This window comes from Variovorax sp. 01T432 (genome assembly GCF_056398605.1).
Map to the genome: position 1 here is coordinate 61,823 of NZ_JBFTPS010000025.1, position 20,600 is coordinate 82,422.

17 protein-coding genes are annotated in these 20,600 nt (G+C 69.0%); 10 read left to right on the forward strand and 7 right to left on the reverse strand.

What is annotated here, in order from left to right; all coding sequences use genetic code 11:
* Positions 1–93: 93 nt before the first annotated feature.
* Positions 94–1,446, reverse strand: coding sequence for a solute carrier family 23 protein (locus tag AC1DNF_RS19480; protein WP_478150252.1), 1,353 nt, complete (start codon positions 1,444–1,446; stop codon positions 94–96).
* 62 nt (positions 1,447–1,508) lie between these two features.
* Positions 1,509–1,946 carry a hotdog fold thioesterase gene (locus AC1DNF_RS19485; RefSeq protein WP_478150253.1) on the reverse strand — a complete coding sequence of 146 codons (438 nt, stop codon included), beginning with the start codon at positions 1,944–1,946 and terminating at the stop codon, positions 1,509–1,511.
* Between the two features lie 103 nt (positions 1,947–2,049).
* On the opposite strand from AC1DNF_RS19485, the gene AC1DNF_RS19490 reads away from it, so the two are divergent.
* Positions 2,050–3,378, forward strand: a complete 1,329-nt coding sequence (locus tag AC1DNF_RS19490) for an AsmA family protein (RefSeq protein ID WP_478150254.1) — start codon at positions 2,050–2,052, stop codon at positions 3,376–3,378.
* 23 nt (positions 3,379–3,401) lie between these two features.
* On the opposite strand, the gene AC1DNF_RS19495 is transcribed toward AC1DNF_RS19490, so the two are convergent.
* From AC1DNF_RS19495 to AC1DNF_RS19515, 5 genes are all read right to left on the reverse strand, one after another.
* Positions 3,402–3,998, reverse strand: coding sequence for a hypothetical protein (locus tag AC1DNF_RS19495; protein ID WP_478150255.1), 597 nt, complete (start codon positions 3,996–3,998; stop codon positions 3,402–3,404).
* A gap of 115 nt (positions 3,999–4,113) precedes the next feature.
* Positions 4,114–4,575 carry a surface-adhesin E family protein gene (locus tag AC1DNF_RS19500; RefSeq protein WP_478150256.1) on the reverse strand — a complete coding sequence of 154 codons (462 nt, stop codon included), beginning with the start codon at positions 4,573–4,575 and terminating at the stop codon, positions 4,114–4,116.
* A 30-nt stretch (positions 4,576–4,605) separates the two neighbouring features.
* A complete protein-coding gene (locus tag AC1DNF_RS19505; protein WP_478150257.1) occupies positions 4,606–6,417 on the reverse strand; it encodes a feruloyl-CoA synthase in 1,812 nt (603 codons plus the stop codon).
* Positions 6,418–6,996: 579 nt separating this feature from the next.
* Positions 6,997–8,799, reverse strand: a complete 1,803-nt coding sequence (locus tag AC1DNF_RS19510) for an NAD(P)-binding domain-containing protein (protein ID WP_478150258.1) — start codon at positions 8,797–8,799, stop codon at positions 6,997–6,999.
* A 103-nt stretch (positions 8,800–8,902) separates the two neighbouring features.
* Positions 8,903–9,145 (reverse strand): hypothetical protein, encoded by a 243-nt coding sequence (locus AC1DNF_RS19515; protein WP_477925351.1) that lies wholly within the window; start codon positions 9,143–9,145, stop codon positions 8,903–8,905.
* A gap of 162 nt (positions 9,146–9,307) precedes the next feature.
* Between AC1DNF_RS19515 and AC1DNF_RS19520 the strand changes: the two genes are divergently transcribed.
* The 9 genes from AC1DNF_RS19520 (at position 9,308) to AC1DNF_RS19560 (ending at position 20,523) form a co-directional block, all read left to right on the forward strand.
* A complete protein-coding gene (locus AC1DNF_RS19520; protein WP_478150259.1) occupies positions 9,308–11,170 on the forward strand; it encodes an AMP-binding protein in 1,863 nt (620 codons plus the stop codon).
* Between the two features lie 136 nt (positions 11,171–11,306).
* Positions 11,307–12,257: a MurR/RpiR family transcriptional regulator gene (locus AC1DNF_RS19525; protein WP_478150260.1), complete on the forward strand. Its 951-nt coding sequence runs from the start codon at positions 11,307–11,309 to the stop codon at positions 12,255–12,257.
* Positions 12,254–13,222, forward strand: coding sequence for an isoaspartyl peptidase/L-asparaginase family protein (locus AC1DNF_RS19530; RefSeq protein ID WP_478150261.1), 969 nt, complete (start codon positions 12,254–12,256; stop codon positions 13,220–13,222). The genes AC1DNF_RS19525 and AC1DNF_RS19530 overlap by 4 nt, the downstream gene beginning before the upstream one ends.
* 6 nt (positions 13,223–13,228) lie before the next feature.
* Positions 13,229–15,100: a dipeptide ABC transporter ATP-binding protein gene (locus AC1DNF_RS19535; protein WP_478150262.1), complete on the forward strand. Its 1,872-nt coding sequence runs from the start codon at positions 13,229–13,231 to the stop codon at positions 15,098–15,100.
* Positions 15,101–15,167: 67 nt separating this feature from the next.
* The gene (gsiB, locus tag AC1DNF_RS19540; protein ID WP_478150263.1) at positions 15,168–16,721 is read left to right on the forward strand and encodes a glutathione ABC transporter substrate-binding protein GsiB; all 1,554 of its coding nucleotides are present in this window, start codon (positions 15,168–15,170) and stop codon (positions 16,719–16,721) included.
* Between the two features lie 69 nt (positions 16,722–16,790).
* Positions 16,791–17,711, forward strand: a complete 921-nt coding sequence (gene gsiC / locus AC1DNF_RS19545; protein ID WP_478150264.1) for a glutathione ABC transporter permease GsiC — start codon at positions 16,791–16,793, stop codon at positions 17,709–17,711.
* A 7-nt stretch (positions 17,712–17,718) separates the two neighbouring features.
* A complete protein-coding gene (gene gsiD, locus AC1DNF_RS19550) occupies positions 17,719–18,633 on the forward strand; it encodes a glutathione ABC transporter permease GsiD (protein WP_478150265.1) in 915 nt (304 codons plus the stop codon).
* A complete protein-coding gene (locus tag AC1DNF_RS19555) occupies positions 18,602–19,708 on the forward strand; it encodes a DmpA family aminopeptidase (protein ID WP_478150266.1) in 1,107 nt (368 codons plus the stop codon). The genes gsiD and AC1DNF_RS19555 overlap by 32 nt, the downstream gene beginning before the upstream one ends.
* On the forward strand, positions 19,705–20,523 hold the full coding sequence (locus tag AC1DNF_RS19560; protein ID WP_478150267.1) for a M55 family metallopeptidase: 819 nt from the start codon (positions 19,705–19,707) through the stop codon (positions 20,521–20,523). The genes AC1DNF_RS19555 and AC1DNF_RS19560 overlap by 4 nt, the downstream gene beginning before the upstream one ends.
* The last annotated feature ends 77 nt before the right edge of the window (positions 20,524–20,600 follow it).

Sequence of the window (20,600 nt, forward strand, 5' to 3'; positions counted from 1 at the left end):
GCGGGGCCGCGAATGAACACGCCGGACAACATTTATTGCAAGGGGTTGCAACTTCGGCAAGGGCTTGCGCCCCCGCCAGGGGAGAACGTGCGCTCAGTCGCGCGAGCGCCCCAGCAGCGCATAGAGCAGGATCGCGCCGAAAGTCGCCGTCCCGATGCCGCCGAGCGCGAACTGGCCGAATCTCAGTGTGAAATCCCCGGTGCCGAGGATCAGCGTGATCGCGGCCACCATCAGGTTGCGGTTCTCCGAGAAATCGACCTTGTTGGCGACCCAGATCCTGGCGCCGGCCACCGCGATCAATCCGAACACCACGATGCTCACGCCCCCCATCACCGGCAGCGGAATCGCCTGGATCAGCGCGCCGAACTTCGGGCTGAAGCCCAGCACCAGCGCGATCAGCGCGGCGGCGACGAACATCGCCGTCGAGTAGATGCGGGTGGCCGCCATCACGCCGATGTTTTCCGCATAGGTCGTGACGCCCGTGCCGCCGGCCGCGCCGCTCACCATGGTGGCGATGCCGTCGCCGATGAAGGCACGCCCGAGGTAGGGATTGAGATCGCGCCCCGTCATGGCGCTCACGGCCTTGATGTGCCCCAGGTTCTCGGCCACCAGGATTACCGCCACCGGCGCGATCAGCAGGATCGCATTGACCTCGAACACCGGCGCGGTGAAGGTCGGCAGCCCGATCCACGCCGCGGCGCCGAGGGCGCCGAGATCGATCGGCTTGCCCAGCCCGAGGCCGTTGGTCAGCACCGCGTCGATCACGCTCGCGACGATCAGGCCCATCAGGATCAGCAGCCGCTGGACCATGCCGCGCGTATAGACCGCAATCAGGCCCACGCTCAGGAAAGTCAATGCCTGCATCCAGGTGTCGAAGCCGGTCGGCGCCATGTTCTTGATCGGCACGCTCGCCAGGTTCAGACCGATCACCGCGACCACGGCCCCCGTGACCACCGGCGGCATCAGTCGTTCGATCCAGTGCACCGCGGCGTCCTGCTCGATCTCGTCGACCTCAAGGCCCTTGATCGGCGCCGATTTGTGGTGGCGCTCATTGGTCAACGCCACCAGCAACCCGATGAGCGCATAGATCAGCCCGCAGGCGATGATGCCGCCCAGCGCCACGCCCAGATGAGGGTTCGGCCCTGGCCCGGCATAGCCGGTGGCGGCGATCACCACGCCGATGAATGCGAAGCTCGAGCCCAGATAGCTGGGCACGCGCCCGCCCGTGACCACGAAGAAGATCAGCGTCCCGATGCCGCTCATCAGGATCGCGATGTTCGGATTGAAGCCCATCAGGATCGGTGCCAGCACCGTCGCGCCGAACATCGCGATAACGTGCTGCACACCCATGGCTGCGGTCTGCGGCCACGAGAGGCGCTCGTCGGTCGCGACGACCGTGGCCTCGGCGCCGACCTGGCGCCAGCGGGGAAAGTAGGAATCGCTCATGGTGGTATCTCCTCGGTCGTTGTAGTTGCCGTGATTCTTGTTCTAGCGGGCGAACCGACGCCTCAGCCCGCGGGTGTGCCGCGCGGCGCCAGTACCGCCATGGTGATGCGCGAGACACAGGTCAGCTCGCCCTCGTCGTTGGTCATGTCGATTTGCCACACCTGCGTGGTCCGGCCGCGGTGAACGGGCCGCGCGATGCCGGTCACCCAGCCCGACATCGTGGCCCGGATGTGATTGGCGTTGATGTCCACGCCCACCGCCCGCTGCCCTTCGGGCGTCGAGTAGTAGGCGCCGCAGGAGCCCAGCGTTTCCGCCAGCACCACCGACACGCCGCCATGCAGGATGCCGAACGGCTGAACCGTGCGCCGGTCCACCGGCGCGCGGGCTCGGATGAAGTCGTCGCCGAGTTCGACGAACTCGATCCCGAGGGTGGATACGGCCGTGCCGACGTGGCTTTCGGTCAGGGCTTCGATCGAAATCTCTTTCTTCCATATGCGCATTGGGAGGGTCTCCAGGTCAGGGCCGCCAAAACTATCACGATTGGAGTCCCGCAGGACGCGCCTCTGGCCGACAGCGCCGCCGGTCGTGCGCAGCGATGCTCGCATGATGATCCGTCTGTCCTCCTTGACCCGTGCCCAACGATGGACCGTCGGTGTCGCCGCCGCGGTGGCCTTGCTGCTGGGCGGCGTGGCGCTGACGGCCTACCTGCTGCTGCCGAGCGACGCGCAGATCGCCGCCTGGATCGCCGCCCGCTTCGAGAAGGCCTCGGGTGTCGCGCTTCGGGTCGGCGAGGTGCATTGGTCGCTGCGGCCCTCGCCCGTGGTGGTGCTGCGCGACGTCTCGACCGTGCAGGAGCGGCCGATCAGCGTGCGGCGCATCGTCGTGCGGCCCCGGCTGTCCGCCCTCTGGCACCACACGATCGCGGCCGAAGCGGTGGAAGTCGAGGGCGCGGTACTCCCGCGCGCATCCGTGCGCGCGTTTCGCGGGCGCTTCCGGCCCGAGGAAGCCGGCGCCGTTCTCGGTGCGCTGGGTGGCGCATGGGCCCTGGCGGAAACCCCGGTGGCGCACGTACGCCTGCGCGACGTGGTGTGGTTCGATCGCCGCGACATCGCGCTGGCCTACGACGCCGACGTGGACTTCGATCCGGCATGGCGCCCCCGCGAGGCCGAGGTCCAGCGCCCCGGCGCGTCGCCGCCAGCCCGGCTGCGGATCGAGCGCGAGAAGGGCCAGGACCGCTGGCGCACGCTGATCGATGCCGGCGGCGGCACGTGGAACGGCAGCACCGAACTGCACACCAGCGACAAGGGGCGCCTGCGCATCACCGCCCAGCTCGCGCCCAGGGACGTGGACCTCGTGGCTCTGGCACGCTCCTTCGACAGGCGAAGCCCCCTGGAGGGCCGGCTCCAGGGTCAGACCACGCTCGATACCGAAGGCGACAGTCCGACGGAACTCCTGCGCAACCTGCATACCCGCACGGCCTTCACGGTGCGACCCGCCACGCTGATCGGCTTCGACCTGCAGAAGGCGGTGCGCACCGCCGGTATCAGCCATGGCGGCCGGACGGCGCTCGACGAACTCACGGGCACGCTCGACACCCAGTCCGGCGAGGACGGCATGGTGATGCGCTACAGCGGTCTGCGGGCGCATTCCGGTTTGCTTACGGCCAGCGGCAGCGCCACGGTGGCCGATCGGCGTCTAAATGGCGAGGCCGCCGTCGATCTCGTCGATGGCATGGTCGGCATCCCGCTCAAACTCGCAGGCACGCTCGACCAGCCCGAACTCTCGATGACCGGCGGCGCACTTGCCGGCGCCGCCGTGGGCTCGGCGGTCCTCCCGGGAGTCGGCACCGCGATCGGCGCGCGCATCGGGCAGCGGGTGGAGAAACTCTTCGGCGGCGGCGAGCCGAAGAAGCCCAAGGCGCGACGACCCTGAGCCCACGGCCTCTCCTGGCCCGCCTAGCGCGTGGGTTCGCCCGCGCTCCCGGGCAAGGCGCCGCGCGGGATAAAGCGCCGCATCCATGCGTCGAGGCGCGGCATCCCCCGATTGCCGGCGGCGAGGGCCTGCCGCTCGTCGTAGGCATCGCGCTCGGCCTGGAGCACCGTCTGGAGCGCGGCAAGCGTCGCCGGGGTGTACTCCCACAGCCCCGACACCACGAAGTGCCCGGCGTGCGCGGCGTCGGGCTTGGGTGCGATCAGGACGTGCCCGGCGCCCATGCTTTGCAGCACCGCGCAACGCATGCTCGCCAGCTTCATGCCGTCGCCATAGCTCTCGATGTTGCGGCTCAGCGTGAAGCTGATGGCCAGCACCGATGTGAAGTTCTCGACGATGAAGGCGACCAACTCGAACAGCAGCAGCTTGCCGATGGCGTTCTTCTGGTGAGCGGCGGCATCCGTGGGCGTGAAGTACTCCAGGTGAACCTCCGTGCCTTCCGGGTTGACCGGCACCGGGTCCATGGTCGCGAGCAGCGTCGCGCCTTCGTAGATCCACATGGGGCCGCCGAGGACGCAGGGCGTCGCGTCCGGTCCCGTGATTTGCAATTTGGCTGAATTCATGTGTTCCCTGTACCCACGGGCCTGGCGCCGCCGAGGCGGCCATTTTCATGTACGGGACCGTCGTGGATTGCACGAACAACACGATCTTGTGGCGTGAAGTCCTTGCGCTGAGTGCTTAAGCAGTACTTCGACAGGCCGCGCGGATGATGCGGGCCGTCGGATTGGGGTCGATGTCCTTGAAAAGCATCGGCCGGGGATCGTCGGTGTAGTTCGACGTCGTGTAGGGCTCGCCCTGCCACAAGGGCTGGGCATAGAAGCTCACGGACACGTAGGACGCTCTTCTGGCGCGGCAGTTGAAGACGACCCGGGATTCGTACGACCGATACGGCAGGTTTTCCCAATTGAGCCGCTGGCTCGACCGGCTGACACGCACATTCATGGTCTTCTGTTCGTCCGAGGCGGCGATCGCCACGGGGTCGACCTGAACGTATCGACACCTGCATCGCGAGGGTTGCCCTCCACGGTGAACCAGTTCGTCTGCGCCTGGACCTGGGTGCAGGCCAGGCTGAACAACACAAGCCACTTTCCCACCTCGGCTCCTCCTGATGCGCGGCGATCGACGAACCCGCTTTTTCATTCTAGCCAGCTGCCGCGCGCCGCCGCGCCCTCAGCCCATGCGCACGACCTCCGGGCCGTGTGCGGACATGTGCAGGCGTTCGACCTCCGCGGCGCGCAGCGCCAGCACCGCGCGCTGGTTGATGTAGCCCTTGTCGGTGATCTCGCCCGCGTCGATGCTCGGCGGGGCGTCCAGCACCAGTGCCCGTGCCGGACACTGCGAGGATCCAGCGCCCGCGTCGCGCAACTCTCGCATGACGCGCAGCAGCGCGGCGTGCAACTCCTCGCGCGGCCGCGCCGCGCCCTGGGGGCTGGCAAAGACCAGCATGCCGATCTCGTCGCGATCATGGCCCGTGATCACGATGTCCTGGGCCAGCGGTGCAAGCCGCGACACCAGTTCCACCCGCAGTGTGCCCACCGAGACCCATGTGCCGCTGCTGAGCTTGAAGTCCTCCGCCACACGGCCGTTGAAGATCACGCCGCGTTCCGGCCGTTCGGCGTCCGCCAGGTAGCCCGCGTCCCCGATCCGGTAGTAGCCTTCCTCGTCGAAAGCCTCGGCCGTCTCGCGCGGCGCGCGACGGTAGCCGGGGAACACCGAGACGCCTTTCACCCGCATCTCCAGCTTGTCGCCGCTGGGCACGAACTTCAGTTCGAGTCCCGGCAGGGGGGCGCCGATGCAGCCGGCGCCGTCGAGCCGCCAGTGCGCCGACGTGATCGCCGGCGATGTCTCCGTCGCGCCCCAGGACGTGGTGAGCCACAGCGGCTGCGCGGGCCGTGCGCGCCGGGCCACCGCCTCGAGCCGCTGCCAGGTCGAGGGCGCGAGGGCGGCCGCGGCGTAGAAGGCCAGGCGCAGGCGGGACATCACATCGGCGGCGAGCGCATCGTCCGCTTCGAGATGGGGCAGCAGCATGTCGTAGCCGCGCGGGACATTGAACAGCAGCGTGGGGCGCACCTCGCGCAGGTTGCGCACCGTCTTCTCGATCAGGCCCGGCGCCGGCCGGCCCTCGTCGATGTAGAGCGCGCCGCCATGGCACAGCACCATGTTGAAGTTGTGATTGGCGCCGAAGGTATGGCTCCAGGGCAGCCAGTCGACCAGCACCGGCTTCTCCGCCGTCAGGAAACGCCAGGTCTGCGCCATCATTTGCTGGTTGGCGCAGAGCATGCGATGCGTGTTGATCACCACCTTGGGCCGCCCCGTGGAGCCCGAGGTCAGCAGGTACCTGGCGTGGTCGTCGGGCGTGATCGCGTCGAAGGCCTGCATGACCGCCGGCGTCTCCCGCGTCTGCATCAGGCGTTCGAAGGGCAGGGCGCCGGGGTGCGCCCCGGCGTTGCGGCTGAACACCGTGACCGCGTCGACATCGCAGCCGGCCAGCGCCGCGCCGTACACCTCGGCGTCGGAAGCGTAGATCAGCGCCGGCTCCAGCGTGCGCAGCATGCCGTGCAGCCGCGTCGAGTCCTTCGCCATGCGGGAGTACGCGCTGGAGAGCGAACAGGCGGTGCGGCCGATGTGCATCGTCGCGAGCACCAGCACCGCGTGGTCGAGCGCGTTGTCGGAAAGAATCACGACCGGGCGATCCTTCGGCACGCCCAGGTCCAGCAGGCCCTGCGCCACCGCGCCCACGGCATGGCGCAGCGCGCGGTAGTCGAGCTTGCGCCAGGCTTCGCCGCTCTCGTCGCGCTCGGCGAGGGCGATTGYGTCTGGCGTCTCTCGGGCCCAGCGCTCCAGCCACTCGCCGATGCAACGCGCATAAGGCCTGAGCGCGATGGGCGAGCGCAGGGCGAAGGAGCCGTCGTCGAAGTCGATGCGGACGGTGCGCGGCGGGGCGACCTGTTTTTCGTCGTCGAGGAAGCCGGGGGCATTCATCGGTGCTGTCTCCTTGGGTTTCTTGGCGTGGAAGTTTGCCGGAGGCATCCGCTGCGCGAATCAGGTTCGACCGCAGGGGCGAGCGGCGGATGATTCACGAGGCCTTCCACCGCGCGCAGCGGCTCTCGGCCCGGGTGGTCCACGCCGCCTCGCCGCGGATCGGCTCGACCACCGCTGATGAAGCCGATTCGGATCACGTCTTCCGAGATCTGGGCCGACGCCCTGGGTACCGCATTCGCTTCCGGCGTGCAAGCGCGAGTGTCGTGCGTGTGATGTTCATGAAGTCCTCTCCTTTGCTGTTTCTTGTCGATACGGGGTGCGCTTTCAGTCCACGCCAACCCCGGCCGCCGCATGCTTACGCGCGGCGGGCGCATTGTTCCGCGTGTTGCCGCGGGCATGGCCCGAAAGACCCTCAAAGTTCGTGTCGCGCTGGCGTCGGCAGCGCGGGCCGGTTCACCGTTTCGAGCGCGACAGGCGCAGGAGCATCAGATGTGGCAACGATGTGGCCACCGCGTGCGGGATGCGGACAGCAGACCGCCCGGTCACCGGCGGCGCTTCATCGAATAGCGCCGTCGCGCCTCAGCGCCGATGGTACGAAGGCGCGCGCTCGTACACAGGCGTCGGAATCCCCTCCATGCGCGCCTTCAGCTGCAGCGCCAGAAACTGCGAGTAGTGGCGCGACTGGTGCAGGTTGCCGCCGTGGATCCACAGGTTGTCGACCTGCGTCGGCTTCCACATGTTGCGCAGCTCGCCTTCCCATGGCCCGGGGTCCTTCGGCGTGTCCGAGCCCAGGCCCCAGCACTTGCCGACCTTGTCGGCCACCTCGGGCGAGATCAGGTCGGCCAGCCAGCCGTTCATCGACCCGTAGCCCGTGGCGTAGACCAGCAGGTCGGCCGGCAGCTCGCTGCCGTCGCTCAGCGTCACCGAGTGTTCGTTCACGCGCTCGATGTTCACGCCGCTGCGAAGCTTGATGCTTCCGTTGGCCACCAGTTCCGAGGCGCCCACGTCGATGTAGTAGCCCGAGCCGCGGCGCAGATACTTCATGAAGAGCCCCGAGCCGTCGGCACCGAAGTCCAGCATGAAGCCCGCCTTCTCGAGCCGGCTGTAGAGGTCGGCATTGCGCCGCTTCATCTCCTCGTACACCGGGATGTGGAAGCCGTGCATGATCCTGTAGGGCACCGACGCGAAGATCAGGTCGGCCTTGTGGTGGTCGATGCCGTTCTTCACCGCCTGCTCCGAGTAGAGCCCGCCCAGCGCCAGTTCCATCAGCGAATCCGAGGGCGCGATGTGGGTCGACGAGCGCTGCACCATCGTCACGTCGGCGCCGTGCTCCCAGAGCGCCGCGCAGATGTCGTGCGCCGAATTGTTCGAGCCCAGCACCACGCACTTCTTGCCCTGGTAGGCCTCCGGGCCCGGATGCCGGCTCGAGTGATGCTGGTCGCCCTTGAAGTTCTCGGCGCCCGGAATCGAAGGAATGTTCGGATAGCCCGAGACCCCCAGCGCGAACACCAGCTGCTTCGGCCGCAGCACCCTCTCCTTGCCATCGCGCTCGACGATCACCTCCCACTCCTGCTTGTCTTCGTCGAAGCGCGCCTTCTTCGCCGTCGTCGAGCTCCAGTAGTTGAGCTCCATCACCTTGGTGTACATCTCCAGCCAGTCGCCGATCTTGTCCTTCGGCGAGAACACCGGCCAGTCGTCCGGGAAGGGCAGGTAGGGCAGATGGTCGTACCAGACGGGGTCGTGCAGACACAGCGACTTGTAGCGATTGCGCCAGGAGTCGCCGGGCCGGGCGTTGCGCTCCACGATGATGGTCGGCACGCCCAGCCTGCGCAGGCGCGCGCCGAGCGCGATGCCGCCCTGGCCGCCGCCGATGATCAGCACCTCGGGCTGCTCGGTCGTGCCCAGGGCCTCCTGCTCCTCCTGCTTGCGTTCGAGCCAGCTCTTGCGCCCGGGCTGCACGCCGTGCTCGGCGCCCTTGACGCGGCGCTCGCCGGTCCTTTCCTCGAAGCCCTTGAGTTCGGTCATCGTCGTCAGGAGCGTCCAGGCCTTGCCATTGCGCAGCCGCAGATGGCCGCGGCCTCGGGCCACGCGCGTCTCGAAGAGGAACCACGCGTCGACGATGCCGTCCGCCTCGGTCGCTTCGCCCTCGATCCGGAAGCCCGAGGGCTGTGTGTCGGCGAGCGTCGCCTGCAGCATCGCGCGGATCGCCTCGGGTCCTTCCTGCGTGCGGATGTTCCACGTGAAGGCGACGAGATCGCGCCAGTAGGCATCGGTGTCGAACAGGCCGACGGCGCCCTCCACATCCTTGCGTTCCAGCGCGGCGCCAAAGTCGGCCAGCCATGCGGCGGCGGCCCGGGTGGGGCCAGTGATCGGGTCTGTCATCGAATGTCTCCGTGGCGTTGGGTGTACGGCGAGCAGTCAGGAGCCGCCGCAAATGATTCGCCCATCGCCTCGGAGGCGGTCAGAGGTAAAACCCGGTGGCCGATCAGAAGGAGGGCGCGGGCGGCTCCTCGTCGTGCTTGTTCGCGAGCGCCTTCTGCGCGTTCGAGAACCGTTCGCCGATATAGACGTCGAGCGCGTCCGGCGCGGCGGCGGGCTGCGCGTCCTTCGCCTTCGCGCTGATACCGGCCGTGGGCAGCGGACGGTCGAAATGCGCGCCGCATCCGCCGATGCCAAGCAGCAGGGCGGTGGCGGCGCAGAGAGCGGGCAGTGTCGTGAATGTGTGCATGAGGGCCTCCTTGCGGGAATAGTGGTTCGCACCCGCCGGCCCTTCAAATGGCTCGTCCTCTCCTGGATGGAGTTCGCTGCCGCCACCCAGGGTTCACGTGCGTTGATGCGCCCGCGTCGATGGGCTAAGGTCGCCGCGGTTCATCGTCCGGAGACTCAGACCATGGCTCTTCTGCCCGAGATCGGCGTCCGCAACCCGGACGACCTGGCGCGCTTCGAGGCCGAGATGACGCTCGCACAGCGCCTGCCCGAGCGCAGCATCCTCGATGTGTTCATTGCCGGCGCGGCGCGCTGGCCCGATCGCGCCGCGCTCACGATGCTGATGTCCGGGGCGCCCGACGAGCAGGCCCGCCGGGTCAGCTACCGCGAACTGCTCGGCCTGGTGCGGCGCGCGGCCAACCTGTTCGCGAGCCTCGCCGGCCCGCGCCCCGGCGTGGCCTACATGCTGCCGAGCCTGGTCGAGACCCATGCCACCCTCTGGGGTGCCGAGGCGGCGGGCTATGCGGTGCCGATCAACTTCCTGCTTCAGCCGGAACACATCGCGGAACTGCTGAAGGCTTCCGGCGCGCGCATCCTGGTCGCCCTGGGTCCGCATCCGGTGCTGGACATCTGGCAGAAGGCGCTGGCCCTGCGCGAGCAGGTGCCCGGGCTCGTGCTGCTGCGCGTGGCCCCGCCGGGCACGCCGGCCGAGGAAGGCGTGCTCGATTTCCATGCGGCGCTGATGGCGCAGGCCGACGACCATCTGGCCTTCGGCGAGGCGGGCCGCGACGATGAGGTGTCGGCCTACTTCCACACCGGCGGCACCACCGGGACACCGCGACTGGTGACGCACACCCACCGCAGCCAGCTCGTGGCGGCCCTCGGAGGCGCGGTCCTGGGTGACATGCGCGCCACCGACACGCTCACCGCGACGCTGCCGCTGTTCCACGTGGGCGGGACGGTCTTCTGCGGCCTCAGCGCCTTCATGGCCGGCGTCAGTCTCCTGATCATGTCGCCCGGCGGCCTGCGCAATCCGGCCATGGTGCAGGGCTTCTGGCGCCTGGCCGCCCGGTACGGGGCCACGCTGGTGGGCGCCGTGCCCACGGCGATGGGCGCGGTGCTGGATGTGCCGCTCGACGGTGCCGACATCGGCGCCGTGCGCGCCGGCTTCTGCGGCGCCGCGTCGCTGCCGCCGGCGGTGGGCGCGCGCTTCAGGCAGGCCACCGGCCGTGGCCTGTTCGAGGTCTACGGCATGACCGAGGCTTCGGGCCTGATCGCCATCGACCCCGTGGCCGGCGCCGGCGGTGTCGGCTCGGTCGGCTGGGCGCTGCCCTACACCCGCGTCGCGGTGCATCGGCTCGAGGCCGATGGCCGCCTGGGGCCGGAATGCGAAGCCGACGAGATCGGCGTGATCACCGTTCGCGGACCCCATGTGTCGCCGGGCTACCGCAACCCGGGGCACGATGCCGGCGTCTTCGAAGGCGGGGTACTCAACAGCGGCGACCTGGGCTACACCGACGCGCAGGGCCGTATCTACATCGCCGGCCGCGCCAAGGACCTGATCATCCGCAGCGGCCACAACATCGACCCCCTGATGATCGAGAACGCGATGGCCACGCACCCCGCCGTGGGCCTTGCCGCAGCGGTGGGCATGCCCGACGCCTACGCCGGCGAGCTGCCGGTGTGCTACGTGGCCCTGAGGCCGGGCGCCGAAGCCACGGAGGACGAACTCCACCAGCACGCGCAGCGGAGCATCGGCGAACGCCCCGCGTGGCCGAAGCGGATCCACATCGTCGAGGCCATCCCTCTCACCTCGGTGGGCAAGATCTACAAGCCACAGCTGCGCTGCGATGCCGCGGCCCGTCTGGTCAAGGGCGTCGTCGGCGATCAACTCGGCCTCCCCGGCGCGCGGGTGCAGGTCAGCGAGGGCGGCCGCCGCGGCATGCGCGTCAGCGTGACCTTGCCGCAGGCTGCCCGGTTTTCCGTGCTGGCCGTCGAGCAGGCGCTGGCGAGCTATTTGTTCGAAGCCGAGGTCATGGTGGGCTGACCCCGGCCCTCAGGACCGTGGGTCCATGGTCCGAAATTTGCAATTCGATCGGAAATGATCAAAAATTTCCCAAACGATCTTGAATTTGTAATGTGATTTACATCGACGGCACTCTTCGGGGCGGTTTTCAGCCGGCATGAGCACCACTTCCGACCCCACCGGCACCACCGTGGCGCAGCGCATCGCCCAGGCCTTGCCGCGCCTGACGCGCTCGCATCGCCAGGTCGCGGACTACGTTCTGGAGCGCCCCTTGCACGTCGCCACGCTGCCCATCGACGAGCTGGCCGCGACGGTGGGCGTCTCGGTCGCCACGGCGAACCGCTTCGCGCGCGCTCTCGGCTTCGACGGCTATGCCGCCTTCCGCGCCGAACTCGTGCGCGGCTTCGAGCCGCTGCTCGCGCCCGTGGAGCAGCTGCGCGGCAACCTCGAACACCCGACGACCGTCGCCGAGGTCTTCCGCACCGCGCTCGACGAGAGCCGCCGCAACATCGAAGCAACGCGCCAGACGCTCGACTACACGGCCTGCGAGGCCGCCGTCCAGCGCCTGGTGAAGGCGCGCACGATCTACATCGCCGGCTTCGGCGCCAGCGCGTGGCTGGCCGGCCTGCTGCAGCACGGGCTGGATTCGTGCTGCAAGGACGTGCGCCTGCTGGCGAGCGTCAGCGGCGTCACGCATGCGGCCCGCACCCTGCTGCACGCCGGCCGCGAGGACGTGCTGATCGCGCTCACCTTCCCGCGCTACCTCACCGACACCGTGATGCTGGCCGAGATCGCCCACCGCCAGGGCTGCGCCGTGCTGGCGCTGACCGACCGCCCCAGCTCGCCGCTGGCGCCCCTGGCCGACGTCGTTCTCTATGCCCAGACCGAGACCCGCTACCGCCCGAACTGCGAAACCAGCGTGCTGGCCCTGATCGAGGCCCTCATCAGCGCCACGGCATTGCGGGCGCCGGGCGCGGCCCAGTCCGCGGGCCGCATCGTGCAATCGATCATGCCGTGGCTGCACGACGCGCAAGGCGCGCGCTCGCAGATGCCGGCCACCCTCCCATCGCGCGCCATCGCCCCGGCCCGCAAGAAGACACTGTCATGAACACCCCCCACAAGCCCGTCATCGCGATCCACGGCGGTGCCGGAACCATCAGCGCCGCCTCCCTGGACGCGGCGCAGGCGCAGGCCTACCACGACGCGCTGCACCAGGTGGTGCGCGCGGCCCAGGCCCTTCTCCTCGGCGGCGGCAGCGCGCTGGACGCCGCCTGCCTGGCCGTCGAGATGCTGGAAGACTGCCCGCTCTTCAACGCCGGGCATGGCGCGGTCTTCACGCATGACGAGACCCACGAGCTCGACGCCGCCGTCATGAACGGCGAAGACCTGCGGGCCGGCGCCATCGCCGGCGTGAGCCACATCCGCCGCCCCGTCCGCGCGGCCCGCGCCGTGATGGACGACGGAACGCACGTGCTGCTGGCCGGTGCCGGCGCGGAGGCCTTCGCGCGCGAGCATGGGCTGGAGATGGTCGAGCCTTCGTACTTCTCCACCGAGGCGCGGCGCCAGCAGCTCCATCGCGTGCGCCACGCAGGGCACGCGGTGCTCGACCATGACGGCGCCGCCGCCATGAAGAGCGCCACGCCCCTCGACGAAGACCGCAAGTTCGGCACCGTGGGCGCCGTCGCGCTCGACATCCACGGCCACCTGGCCGCGGCCACCTCGACCGGCGGCATGACCAACAAGCGCATCGGCCGCATCGGCGACTCGCCCTTGATCGGCGCCGGCACCTATGCCGACGACCGCACGGCAGCCGTCTCATGCACCGGCAGCGGCGAGATGTTCATCCGCGTCGCCGCCGCCTACGACGTCTGCGCGCGCATGGCCTACGGCGGCGCCTCTCTTGAGGCCGCCACACAGGCTGTCGTGATGCGCGCGCTGCCGGCCATCGGCGGCAGCGGCGGCCTGATCGCTGTCGATCGCCAGGGCCACCTGAGCCTGTGCTTCAACACCGAAGGCATGTACCGCGCCCATGCCCGCGGCGACGAAGCGCCGCAGACCGCCATCCATCGCTGAGACGCCATGTCCACTCCACCCCTGACTCTCCCCGAGGGCCGCGTGCTGGCCGTCGACAGCCTGACCGTGCGCTTCTCGACCTCCGAGCGCGTGGTCGATGCCGTCAAGAACCTGTCCTTCCACGTCGACCACGGCGAGACGCTGGCCGTGGTCGGCGAGTCCGGCTCGGGCAAGTCCGTCACCTCGCTGGCGCTCATGCGCCTGGTCGAGCATGGCGGCGGCCGCATCCTCGGCGGAAGCATGGTCTTCCGCCGCCGCGACGGCAGCGTGCTGGACCTCGCGCAGGCCCGCGACACGACGATGCGCGGCATCCGCGGCGCCGACATCGCGATGATCTTCCAGGAGCCGATGACCTCGCTCAACCCGGTGTTCACCGCCGGCGAGCAGATCGCCGAGGCCATCCGCATCCACCAGGGCAAGTCCAACGCCGCCGCGCGCGCCGAGGCCCTGCGCATGCTGGAGCTGGTGCGCATCCCCGAAGCGCGCAACCTGCTCGACCGCTTTCCGCACCAGCTCTCGGGCGGCATGCGCCAGCGCGTCATGATCGCCATGGCGCTCTCGTGCAAGCCGCAGCTGCTGATCGCCGACGAACCGACCACCGCGCTGGACGTCACCATCCAGGCGCAGATCCTCCAGCTCATCCGCGAGCTGCAGGCCGAGATGCACATGGGCGTGGTCTTCATCACGCACGACATGGGCGTGGTGGCCGAGGTGGCCGACCGCGTGCTCGTGATGTATCGCGGCGACCAGGTCGAGGAAGGCACATCCGACGCCGTCTTCGCCGCGCCCAGGCATGCCTACACGCGCGCGCTGCTGTCGGCCGTGCCGCGCCTGGGCGCGATGGAGGGGACCGACCTGCCGGCCAAGTTCCCGCTGCTGCGCACCGAGGCCGACGCCCCCGCCCCGATCGCCGAGACGCCGCAGGACACCGTGCGCGCCGAGGCCGGCCCGATCCTGCGCGTGCGCGACCTCGTGACCCGCTTCGACGTGCGCAGCGGCGTCTTCGGGCGCGTCAAGCGTCGCGTCCACGCGGTCGAGAAGATCAGCTTCGACCTCTACCCCGGCGAGACGCTGGCGCTGGTCGGCGAGTCCGGCTGCGGCAAGTCGACCACCGGCCGCTCGCTGCTGCGCCTGGTCGAGAGCCAGAGCGGCGCCATCGAGTTCGGCGGCCGCAACATCCGCGAGCTGCCCACGCGCGAACTGCAGGCCCTGCGGCGCAACATCCAGTTCATCTTCCAGGACCCCTTCGCCTCGCTCGACCCGCGCGTGACCGTCGGCTTCTCGATCATGGAGCCGCTGCTGATCCACGGCATCTCCAAGGGCGCCGAGGCGCAGCAGCGCGTCGACTGGCTGCTGCAGAAGGTGGGCCTGCCGCGCGAAGTCGCACAGCGCTACCCGCATGAGTTCTCCGGCGGCCAGCGCCAGCGCATCGCGATCGCGCGCGCGCTGGCGCTCAACCCCAAGGTGGTGGTCGCCGACGAATCGGTCTCGGCGCTGGACGTGTCCATCCAGGCGCAGATCGTGAACCTGATGCTCGACCTGCAGCGCGAGCTGGGCGTCGCCTTCCTCTTCATCTCGCACGACATGGCGGTGGTGGAGCGCATCAGCCATCGCGTCGCCGTCATGTACCTGGGCCAGATCGTCGAGATCGGCCCGCGCCGCGCCGTCTTCGAGGCGCCGCAGCATGCCTACACCCGCAAGCTGATGGCGGCGGTGCCTGTGGCCGATCCGGCCCGCCGGCACAAGGTGCGCGCGCTGCTCGAGGGCGAGATCCCGAGCCCCATCCGCGATGTCGGCGACGAGCCCGTGGTGCCGCCGCTGGTGCAGATCGGCCCCGGCCACTTCGTCGCCCGCCACGCCGTCGGCGGAACCTTCTGAGCACGTTTCTTTTTTCCATCCGCAGGCCAGACCTGTTTTTCTTGTCACCCCCCACTGGAGTTCATCCATGAAGCAATCCCCCTCCACCCTTCGATGGGCATCCACGCTGCTGGGCCTGGCGATGCTGGCCGCCTCGGGCAGCGCCCTGGCCGCGCGCGATGTCGTGCTGGCCATCAACGCCGCGCCCGAGACGCTGGACCCCTACAACACCAACACGACGCTGACCACCGCGGTCACCAAGTCCTTCTACGAAGGCCTCTTCCAGTTCGACAAGGACCTCAACGTGCAGCCCGTGCTGGCCGAAGGCTACGAAGTGTCGAAGGACGGCCTGGTCTACACCATCAAGCTGCGCACCGGCGTGAAGTTCCACGACGGCACCGACTTCAACGCCGAGGCCGTGAAGTTCGTGATCGACCGCGTGCTGAACCAGGACAACAAGCTGCTGCGCTACAACCAGTTCAACCGCGTGAGCAAGGTCGAGGCCCTGAACCCCACGACCGTGCGCTTCACGCTCAAGGAGCCCTTCGGCCCCTTCATCAATTCGCTGGCCCACGCCTCGGCCGCGATGATCTCGCCCACCGCGCTCAAGAAGTGGGGCAACAAGGACATCGCCTTCCATCCCGTGGGCACCGGCCCCTTCGAGTTCGTCGAGTGGAAGCAGACCGAAGCGGTCCGCGGCAAGAAGTTCGACGGCTACTGGAAGAAGGGCTTCCCCAAGGTCGACACCGTGGCCTGGAAGCCCGTGCTCGAGAACAACACGCGCGCGGCCATGCTGCAGACCGGCGAGTCCGACTTCGCCTTCCCCGTCCCCTACGAGCAGGCCGAGCTTCTGAAGAAGAGCGACAAGCTCGTCGTCGTCGCGACGCCGTCGATCATCACCCGCTTCCTCAGCTTCAACGTGCTGCAGAAGCCCTATGACAACCCGAAGGTGCGCGAGGCCATCGGCTACGCCATCAACAAGGAAGCCCTGTCGAAGGTCGCCTTCGGCGGCTACGCCTTCCCGGCCCAGGGCGTGGTGCCCCAGGGCGTGAAGTTCGCCGAGAAGATGGACCCCGTGCCCTACGACGTGAAGAAGGCGAAGGAACTGCTCAAGGAAGCCGGCTACCCGGACGGCTTCGAGTCGACGCTGTGGAGCGCCTACAACAACACGACGGCGCAGAAGGCCATCCAGTTCGTGCAGCAGCAGCTCGCGCAGGTCGGCATCAAGCTGCAGGTGCAGGCGCTCGAAGTGGGCCAGCGCACCGAGTGGGTCGACACCTGGGCCGATCCGAAGACCGCCAAGGTCCGCATGTACTACACCGGCTGGTCCTCCTCCACCGGCGAGGCCGACTGGGGACTGCGCCCGCTGTTCGCATCCGAGGCCTGGGCGCCCAAGCTCAACAACATGTCGTACTACAAGAACGATGTGGTCGATGCGAGCATCGCCAAGGCGCTCGTCACCGTGGACGACGGCGAGAAGGCCGCCCTCTACAAGACCGCGCAGGAACAGATCCGCAAGGACCTGCCGCGCCTGCCGCTGGTCACCGAGCAGAACCTCTCGGCCCATGCCAAGCGCCTGTCGGGCGTGTACGTGATGCCTGACGGCAACATCAACTCGGACGCCGTCGCGGTGTCCGATTGATCGACCTGCAAGCCTCCTGACTGTCCCCCGCGGCGGCCTCGCGCCGCCGCGCCTTGCGGCACCTGCCCCATGCTGAACTACTTCCTCAAACGACTCGCGGGCCTGATCCCCACACTGCTCATCGTGGCCGTGCTGGTGTTCCTGTTCGTGCACATGCTCCCGGGCGATCCGGCGCGCCTGGCCGCCGGCCAGGAGGCCGACGAACAGACCGTCGCGGTGGTGCGCAAGGAGCTGGGCCTGGACCAGCCGCTGCCGCGGCAGTTCATCCACTTCTTCTCGAACATCCTGCAGGGCGACTTCGGCACCTCCATCCGCACGCGCCGGCCGGTGTCGGCCGAAATCGGCGAGCGCTTCGGGCCCACCGTGATGCTGACCCTCACCAGCATGGTGTGGGCCGTGTTGATCGGCATGGGCATCGGCATCGTGTCGGCGGTCTACCGCAACAAATGGCCCGACCGCCTGGGCATGACGCTCGCGGTCTCGGGCATCTCCTTTCCCGCCTTCGCGCTCGGCATGCTGCTGATGCAGATCTTCTCGGTCGGCCTGGGCTGGCTGCCCACTGTCGGCGCCGGGAGCTGGAAACACTACATCCTGCCCTCGCTGACGCTGGGCGCGGCGGTCGCGGCCGTGATGGCGCGCTTCACCCGCGCCTCCTTCGTCGAAGTCATCCAGGAGGACTTCGTGCGCACGGCGCGCGCCAAGGGCGTGGCGGAATTCAGCGTCATCGCCAAGCACACGCTGCGCAATGCCCTGATCCCGGTCGTCACCATGATGGGCCTGCAGTTCGGCTTCCTGCTGGGCGGCTCGATCGTGGTCGAGGCCGTCTTCAACTGGCCGGGCCTCGGCCGCCTGCTCGTGGACTCGGTGCAGATGCGCGACTACCCGGTCATCCAGACGCTGGTGCTGCTCTTCTCGCTCGAATTCATCCTGATCAACCTGGTGGTGGACGTGCTCTACGGCTACATCAACCCCACCATTCGCTACAAGTGAGGCGGCCATGAACACGCAAGCTCCCGACATGCCCGCCGCGCTCACCGTCTCCGTGGCCTCCGACAACGGCAAGGTCCGCACGCCCTGGGGCGAATGCTGGCGGCGCTTCAAGAAGCAGCCGGTCGGCCTGGTCGCCGCGGCCTTCGTGCTGCTGCTGGTGCTGGTGGCCGTGTTCGCGCCGTGGATCGTGCCCTACGACGCCGAGAACTTCTTCGACTACGACATGCTCAACAGCGGCCCGTCGTCGGCGCACTGGTTCGGCGTCGATCCGCTGGGCCGCGACATCCTCAGCCGCATCCTGATGGGCGCGCGCATCTCGCTGGCCGCCGGCTTCCTGTCGGTGCTGGCCGGCGGCCTCATCGGCACCGCCCTCGGCCTGCTCGCGGGCTACTACGAGGGCTGGTGGGACCGCATCGTGATGCGCATCTCCGACGTGCTCTTCGCCTTTCCCGGCATCCTGCTGGCCCTCGGCGTGGTCGCCATCCTCGGCAGCAGCATGACCAACGTGGTGGTGGCGGTGTCGGTGTTCAGCGTGCCGGCCTTCGCCCGTCTGGTGCGCGGCAACACGCTGGTGCTCAAGCACCAGACCTACATCGAGGCCGAGCGCAGCATCGGCGCCTCGGACTGGACCATCATCGTGCGCCACATCCTGCCGGGCACCATCTCGTCGATCGTGGTGTACTTCTCGATGCGCGTGGGCACCTCGATCATCACGGCCGCCAGCCTCTCCTTCCTGGGCATGGGCGCGCAGCCGCCGACGCCGGAATGGGGCGCGATGCTCAACGAGGCCCGTGCCGACATGGTCAACGCGCCGCACGTGGCGCTGTTCCCGAGCCTCGCGATCTTCTTCACCGTGCTGGCCTTCAACCTGCTGGGCGACGCGCTGCGCGATGCGCTCGACCCCAAGATCGATCGTGCCTAAGCCGCCCTTCGCACGCGCCTCGCTGCCGCGCATCGGCCTCCTGCCCGCCGGCCCGCGCAATGCCATCACCGACGTGGTGGGCGTCAGCGTGGGCCACCTCACGCGCGACGAGGGCGACATCCAGACCGGCGTCACGGTGCTTCGCCCGCACCCCGGCGACCCCTTTCGCGACAAGGTGCCGGCCGCCTCCGTGGTGCTCAACGGCTTCGGCAAGAGCGTCGGCCTGGTCCAGGTCGAGGAGCTCGGCGTGCTGGAAACACCCATCGCCCTCACCAACACCTTCTCGGTCGGCACCGTGGCCACGGCGCAGATCCGCCATTGCCTGGCCGCCCATCCGGAATGCGGCCGCAGCCTGCCCACCGTCAACCCGCTGGTCTTCGAGTGCAACGACGGCTTTCTCAACGACATCCGCCGCATGGCCGTGACCGAGGCCGACTATCTTCGCGCCCTGGAATGCGCCGGCGCCGAGTTCGAGGAGGGGGCGGTCGGGGCCGGGCGCGGCATGTCGAGCTTCCAGCTCAAGGGCGGCATCGGCAGCGCCTCGCGCCATGTGCCCCGGCAGGGCGCTGGCGTTCACACGGTCGGGGCACTGGTGCTCGCGAACTACGGCAACCTGCCGCAGCTGGTGATGGCGGGCCGGCCCATCGGCGCGCAACTGGCCGCACGGCTCGCCGCCGCGCCGCCGGATCCGCAACCGGAGATGGGCTCGATCATCCTCATCGTCGCCACCGACGCGCCCCTGGATGCACGACAACTGCGCCGCATGGCACTGCGCGCGGGCGCCGGGCTGGCGCGCACGGGCTCGGTCTTCGGCCACCGCAGCGGCGACATCGCGCTGGCCTTTTCCACCGCCTACACCGTGCCCGACGCGGTCGAGCGGCCGATGCCGGCCATCGCCATGCTGCACGACGGCATGCTCGACGGCCTGTTCCAGGCCGTGGTCGATAGCACCGAGCAGGCCATCGTCCACGCACTCTGGCAAGCGCGCGCCCTGACGGGCCGGGATGGCCACCACCGCACAGCGCTGTCCGATCTTCTTTCACCGTCCTCATTCGCCGCAAGCGCCTCCCCATGAAAGTCCTGATCTCCACCGACATCGAGGGCGTCGCCGGCGTCTACCACCACGAGCAGGCGCGGCCCGGCAACCCCGAGTACGAGCGCGCCCGCGTGCTGATGGCGCAGGAAGCCAACGCGGCCATCGCCGGGGCCTTCGATGCGGGCGCGACCGAGGTGCTGGTCAACGACTCGCACGGGGGCTTCCGCAACATGCCGCCGGACCTGCTCGACCCGCGCGCCCGCGCCGTCCAGGGCAAGCCGCGCTATCTCAGCATGGTCGCCGGCGTGGAGGAGGGCGTGGATGCGGTGTGCATGGTCGGCTACCACTCGCGCGCGCAGGGCCGCGGCATCCTGGCCCACACCATCAACAGCTTCGCCTTCGCCGGCATCTGGCTGAACGAGCGCGAGCTCGGCGAGGCCGGCCTTTATGGGGCGCTGGCCGGCGAGTACAACGCGCCGGTGGTCATGGGCAGCGGCGACGACGTGTTCATCGCGGAGAACGAGGCGCTCTTTCCGCACGCCACTTTCGTGCAGACCAAGCGCGCGACAGGGCAGACGAGCGGCGTCTCGCTGTCCCCGGAGCACTCGCGCGCGGCCATCCGCGCGGGCGTGCTGGCGGGATTGAAAGCGCGCGCGGGTGCTCGCCCGCTGGTCTTCGCCGGCCCGCTGGTGGTCACGCTGCGCACCCAGGCGCCGGCCATGGCCGACCTCTTCTGCCAGTGGCCCGCCTTCGAGCGCATGGGTTCCACCGAGCTGCGCTTTCCCGCGCCCACTGTCGAAGCCGCCGTGCGCATGCTCAATTGCTGCTCGGCCATGTCGACGATGCTGCGCTGAGGACGAGGGCCGCCGCGCGAGGTTTTCGCCGACACGCACTGCCGCCGCCGGCGCATGGCATGGCGCCGCGGTCGCGG

Bases quoted from the DNA above. Each gene is read 5' to 3' on its own strand.
- AC1DNF_RS19495 (WP_478150255.1), bottom strand. From the start codon at position 3,998: ATGAATTCAGCCAAATTGCAAATCACGGGACCGGACGCGACGCCCTGC.
- AC1DNF_RS19555 (WP_478150266.1), top strand. From the start codon at position 18,602: ATGCGCTCGACCCCAAGATCGATCGTGCCTAAGCCGCCCTTCGCACGC.
- AC1DNF_RS19520 (WP_478150259.1), top strand. From the start codon at position 9,308: ATGGCTCTTCTGCCCGAGATCGGCGTCCGCAACCCGGACGACCTGGCG.
- gsiC (WP_478150264.1), top strand. From the start codon at position 16,791: ATGCTGAACTACTTCCTCAAACGACTCGCGGGCCTGATCCCCACACTG.
- AC1DNF_RS19530 (WP_478150261.1), top strand. From the start codon at position 12,254: ATGAACACCCCCCACAAGCCCGTCATCGCGATCCACGGCGGTGCCGGA.
- AC1DNF_RS19535 (WP_478150262.1), top strand. From the start codon at position 13,229: ATGTCCACTCCACCCCTGACTCTCCCCGAGGGCCGCGTGCTGGCCGTC.
- gsiD (WP_478150265.1), top strand. From the start codon at position 17,719: ATGAACACGCAAGCTCCCGACATGCCCGCCGCGCTCACCGTCTCCGTG.
- AC1DNF_RS19510 (WP_478150258.1), bottom strand. From the start codon at position 8,799: ATGACAGACCCGATCACTGGCCCCACCCGGGCCGCCGCCGCATGGCTG.
- AC1DNF_RS19480 (WP_478150252.1), bottom strand. From the start codon at position 1,446: ATGAGCGATTCCTACTTTCCCCGCTGGCGCCAGGTCGGCGCCGAGGCC.
- AC1DNF_RS19515 (WP_477925351.1), bottom strand. From the start codon at position 9,145: ATGCACACATTCACGACACTGCCCGCTCTCTGCGCCGCCACCGCCCTG.
- AC1DNF_RS19490 (WP_478150254.1), top strand. From the start codon at position 2,050: ATGATGATCCGTCTGTCCTCCTTGACCCGTGCCCAACGATGGACCGTC.
- gsiB (WP_478150263.1), top strand. From the start codon at position 15,168: ATGAAGCAATCCCCCTCCACCCTTCGATGGGCATCCACGCTGCTGGGC.
- AC1DNF_RS19525 (WP_478150260.1), top strand. From the start codon at position 11,307: ATGAGCACCACTTCCGACCCCACCGGCACCACCGTGGCGCAGCGCATC.
- AC1DNF_RS19500 (WP_478150256.1), bottom strand. From the start codon at position 4,575: ATGAAAAAGCGGGTTCGTCGATCGCCGCGCATCAGGAGGAGCCGAGGT.
- AC1DNF_RS19560 (WP_478150267.1), top strand. From the start codon at position 19,705: ATGAAAGTCCTGATCTCCACCGACATCGAGGGCGTCGCCGGCGTCTAC.
- AC1DNF_RS19485 (WP_478150253.1), bottom strand. From the start codon at position 1,946: ATGCGCATATGGAAGAAAGAGATTTCGATCGAAGCCCTGACCGAAAGC.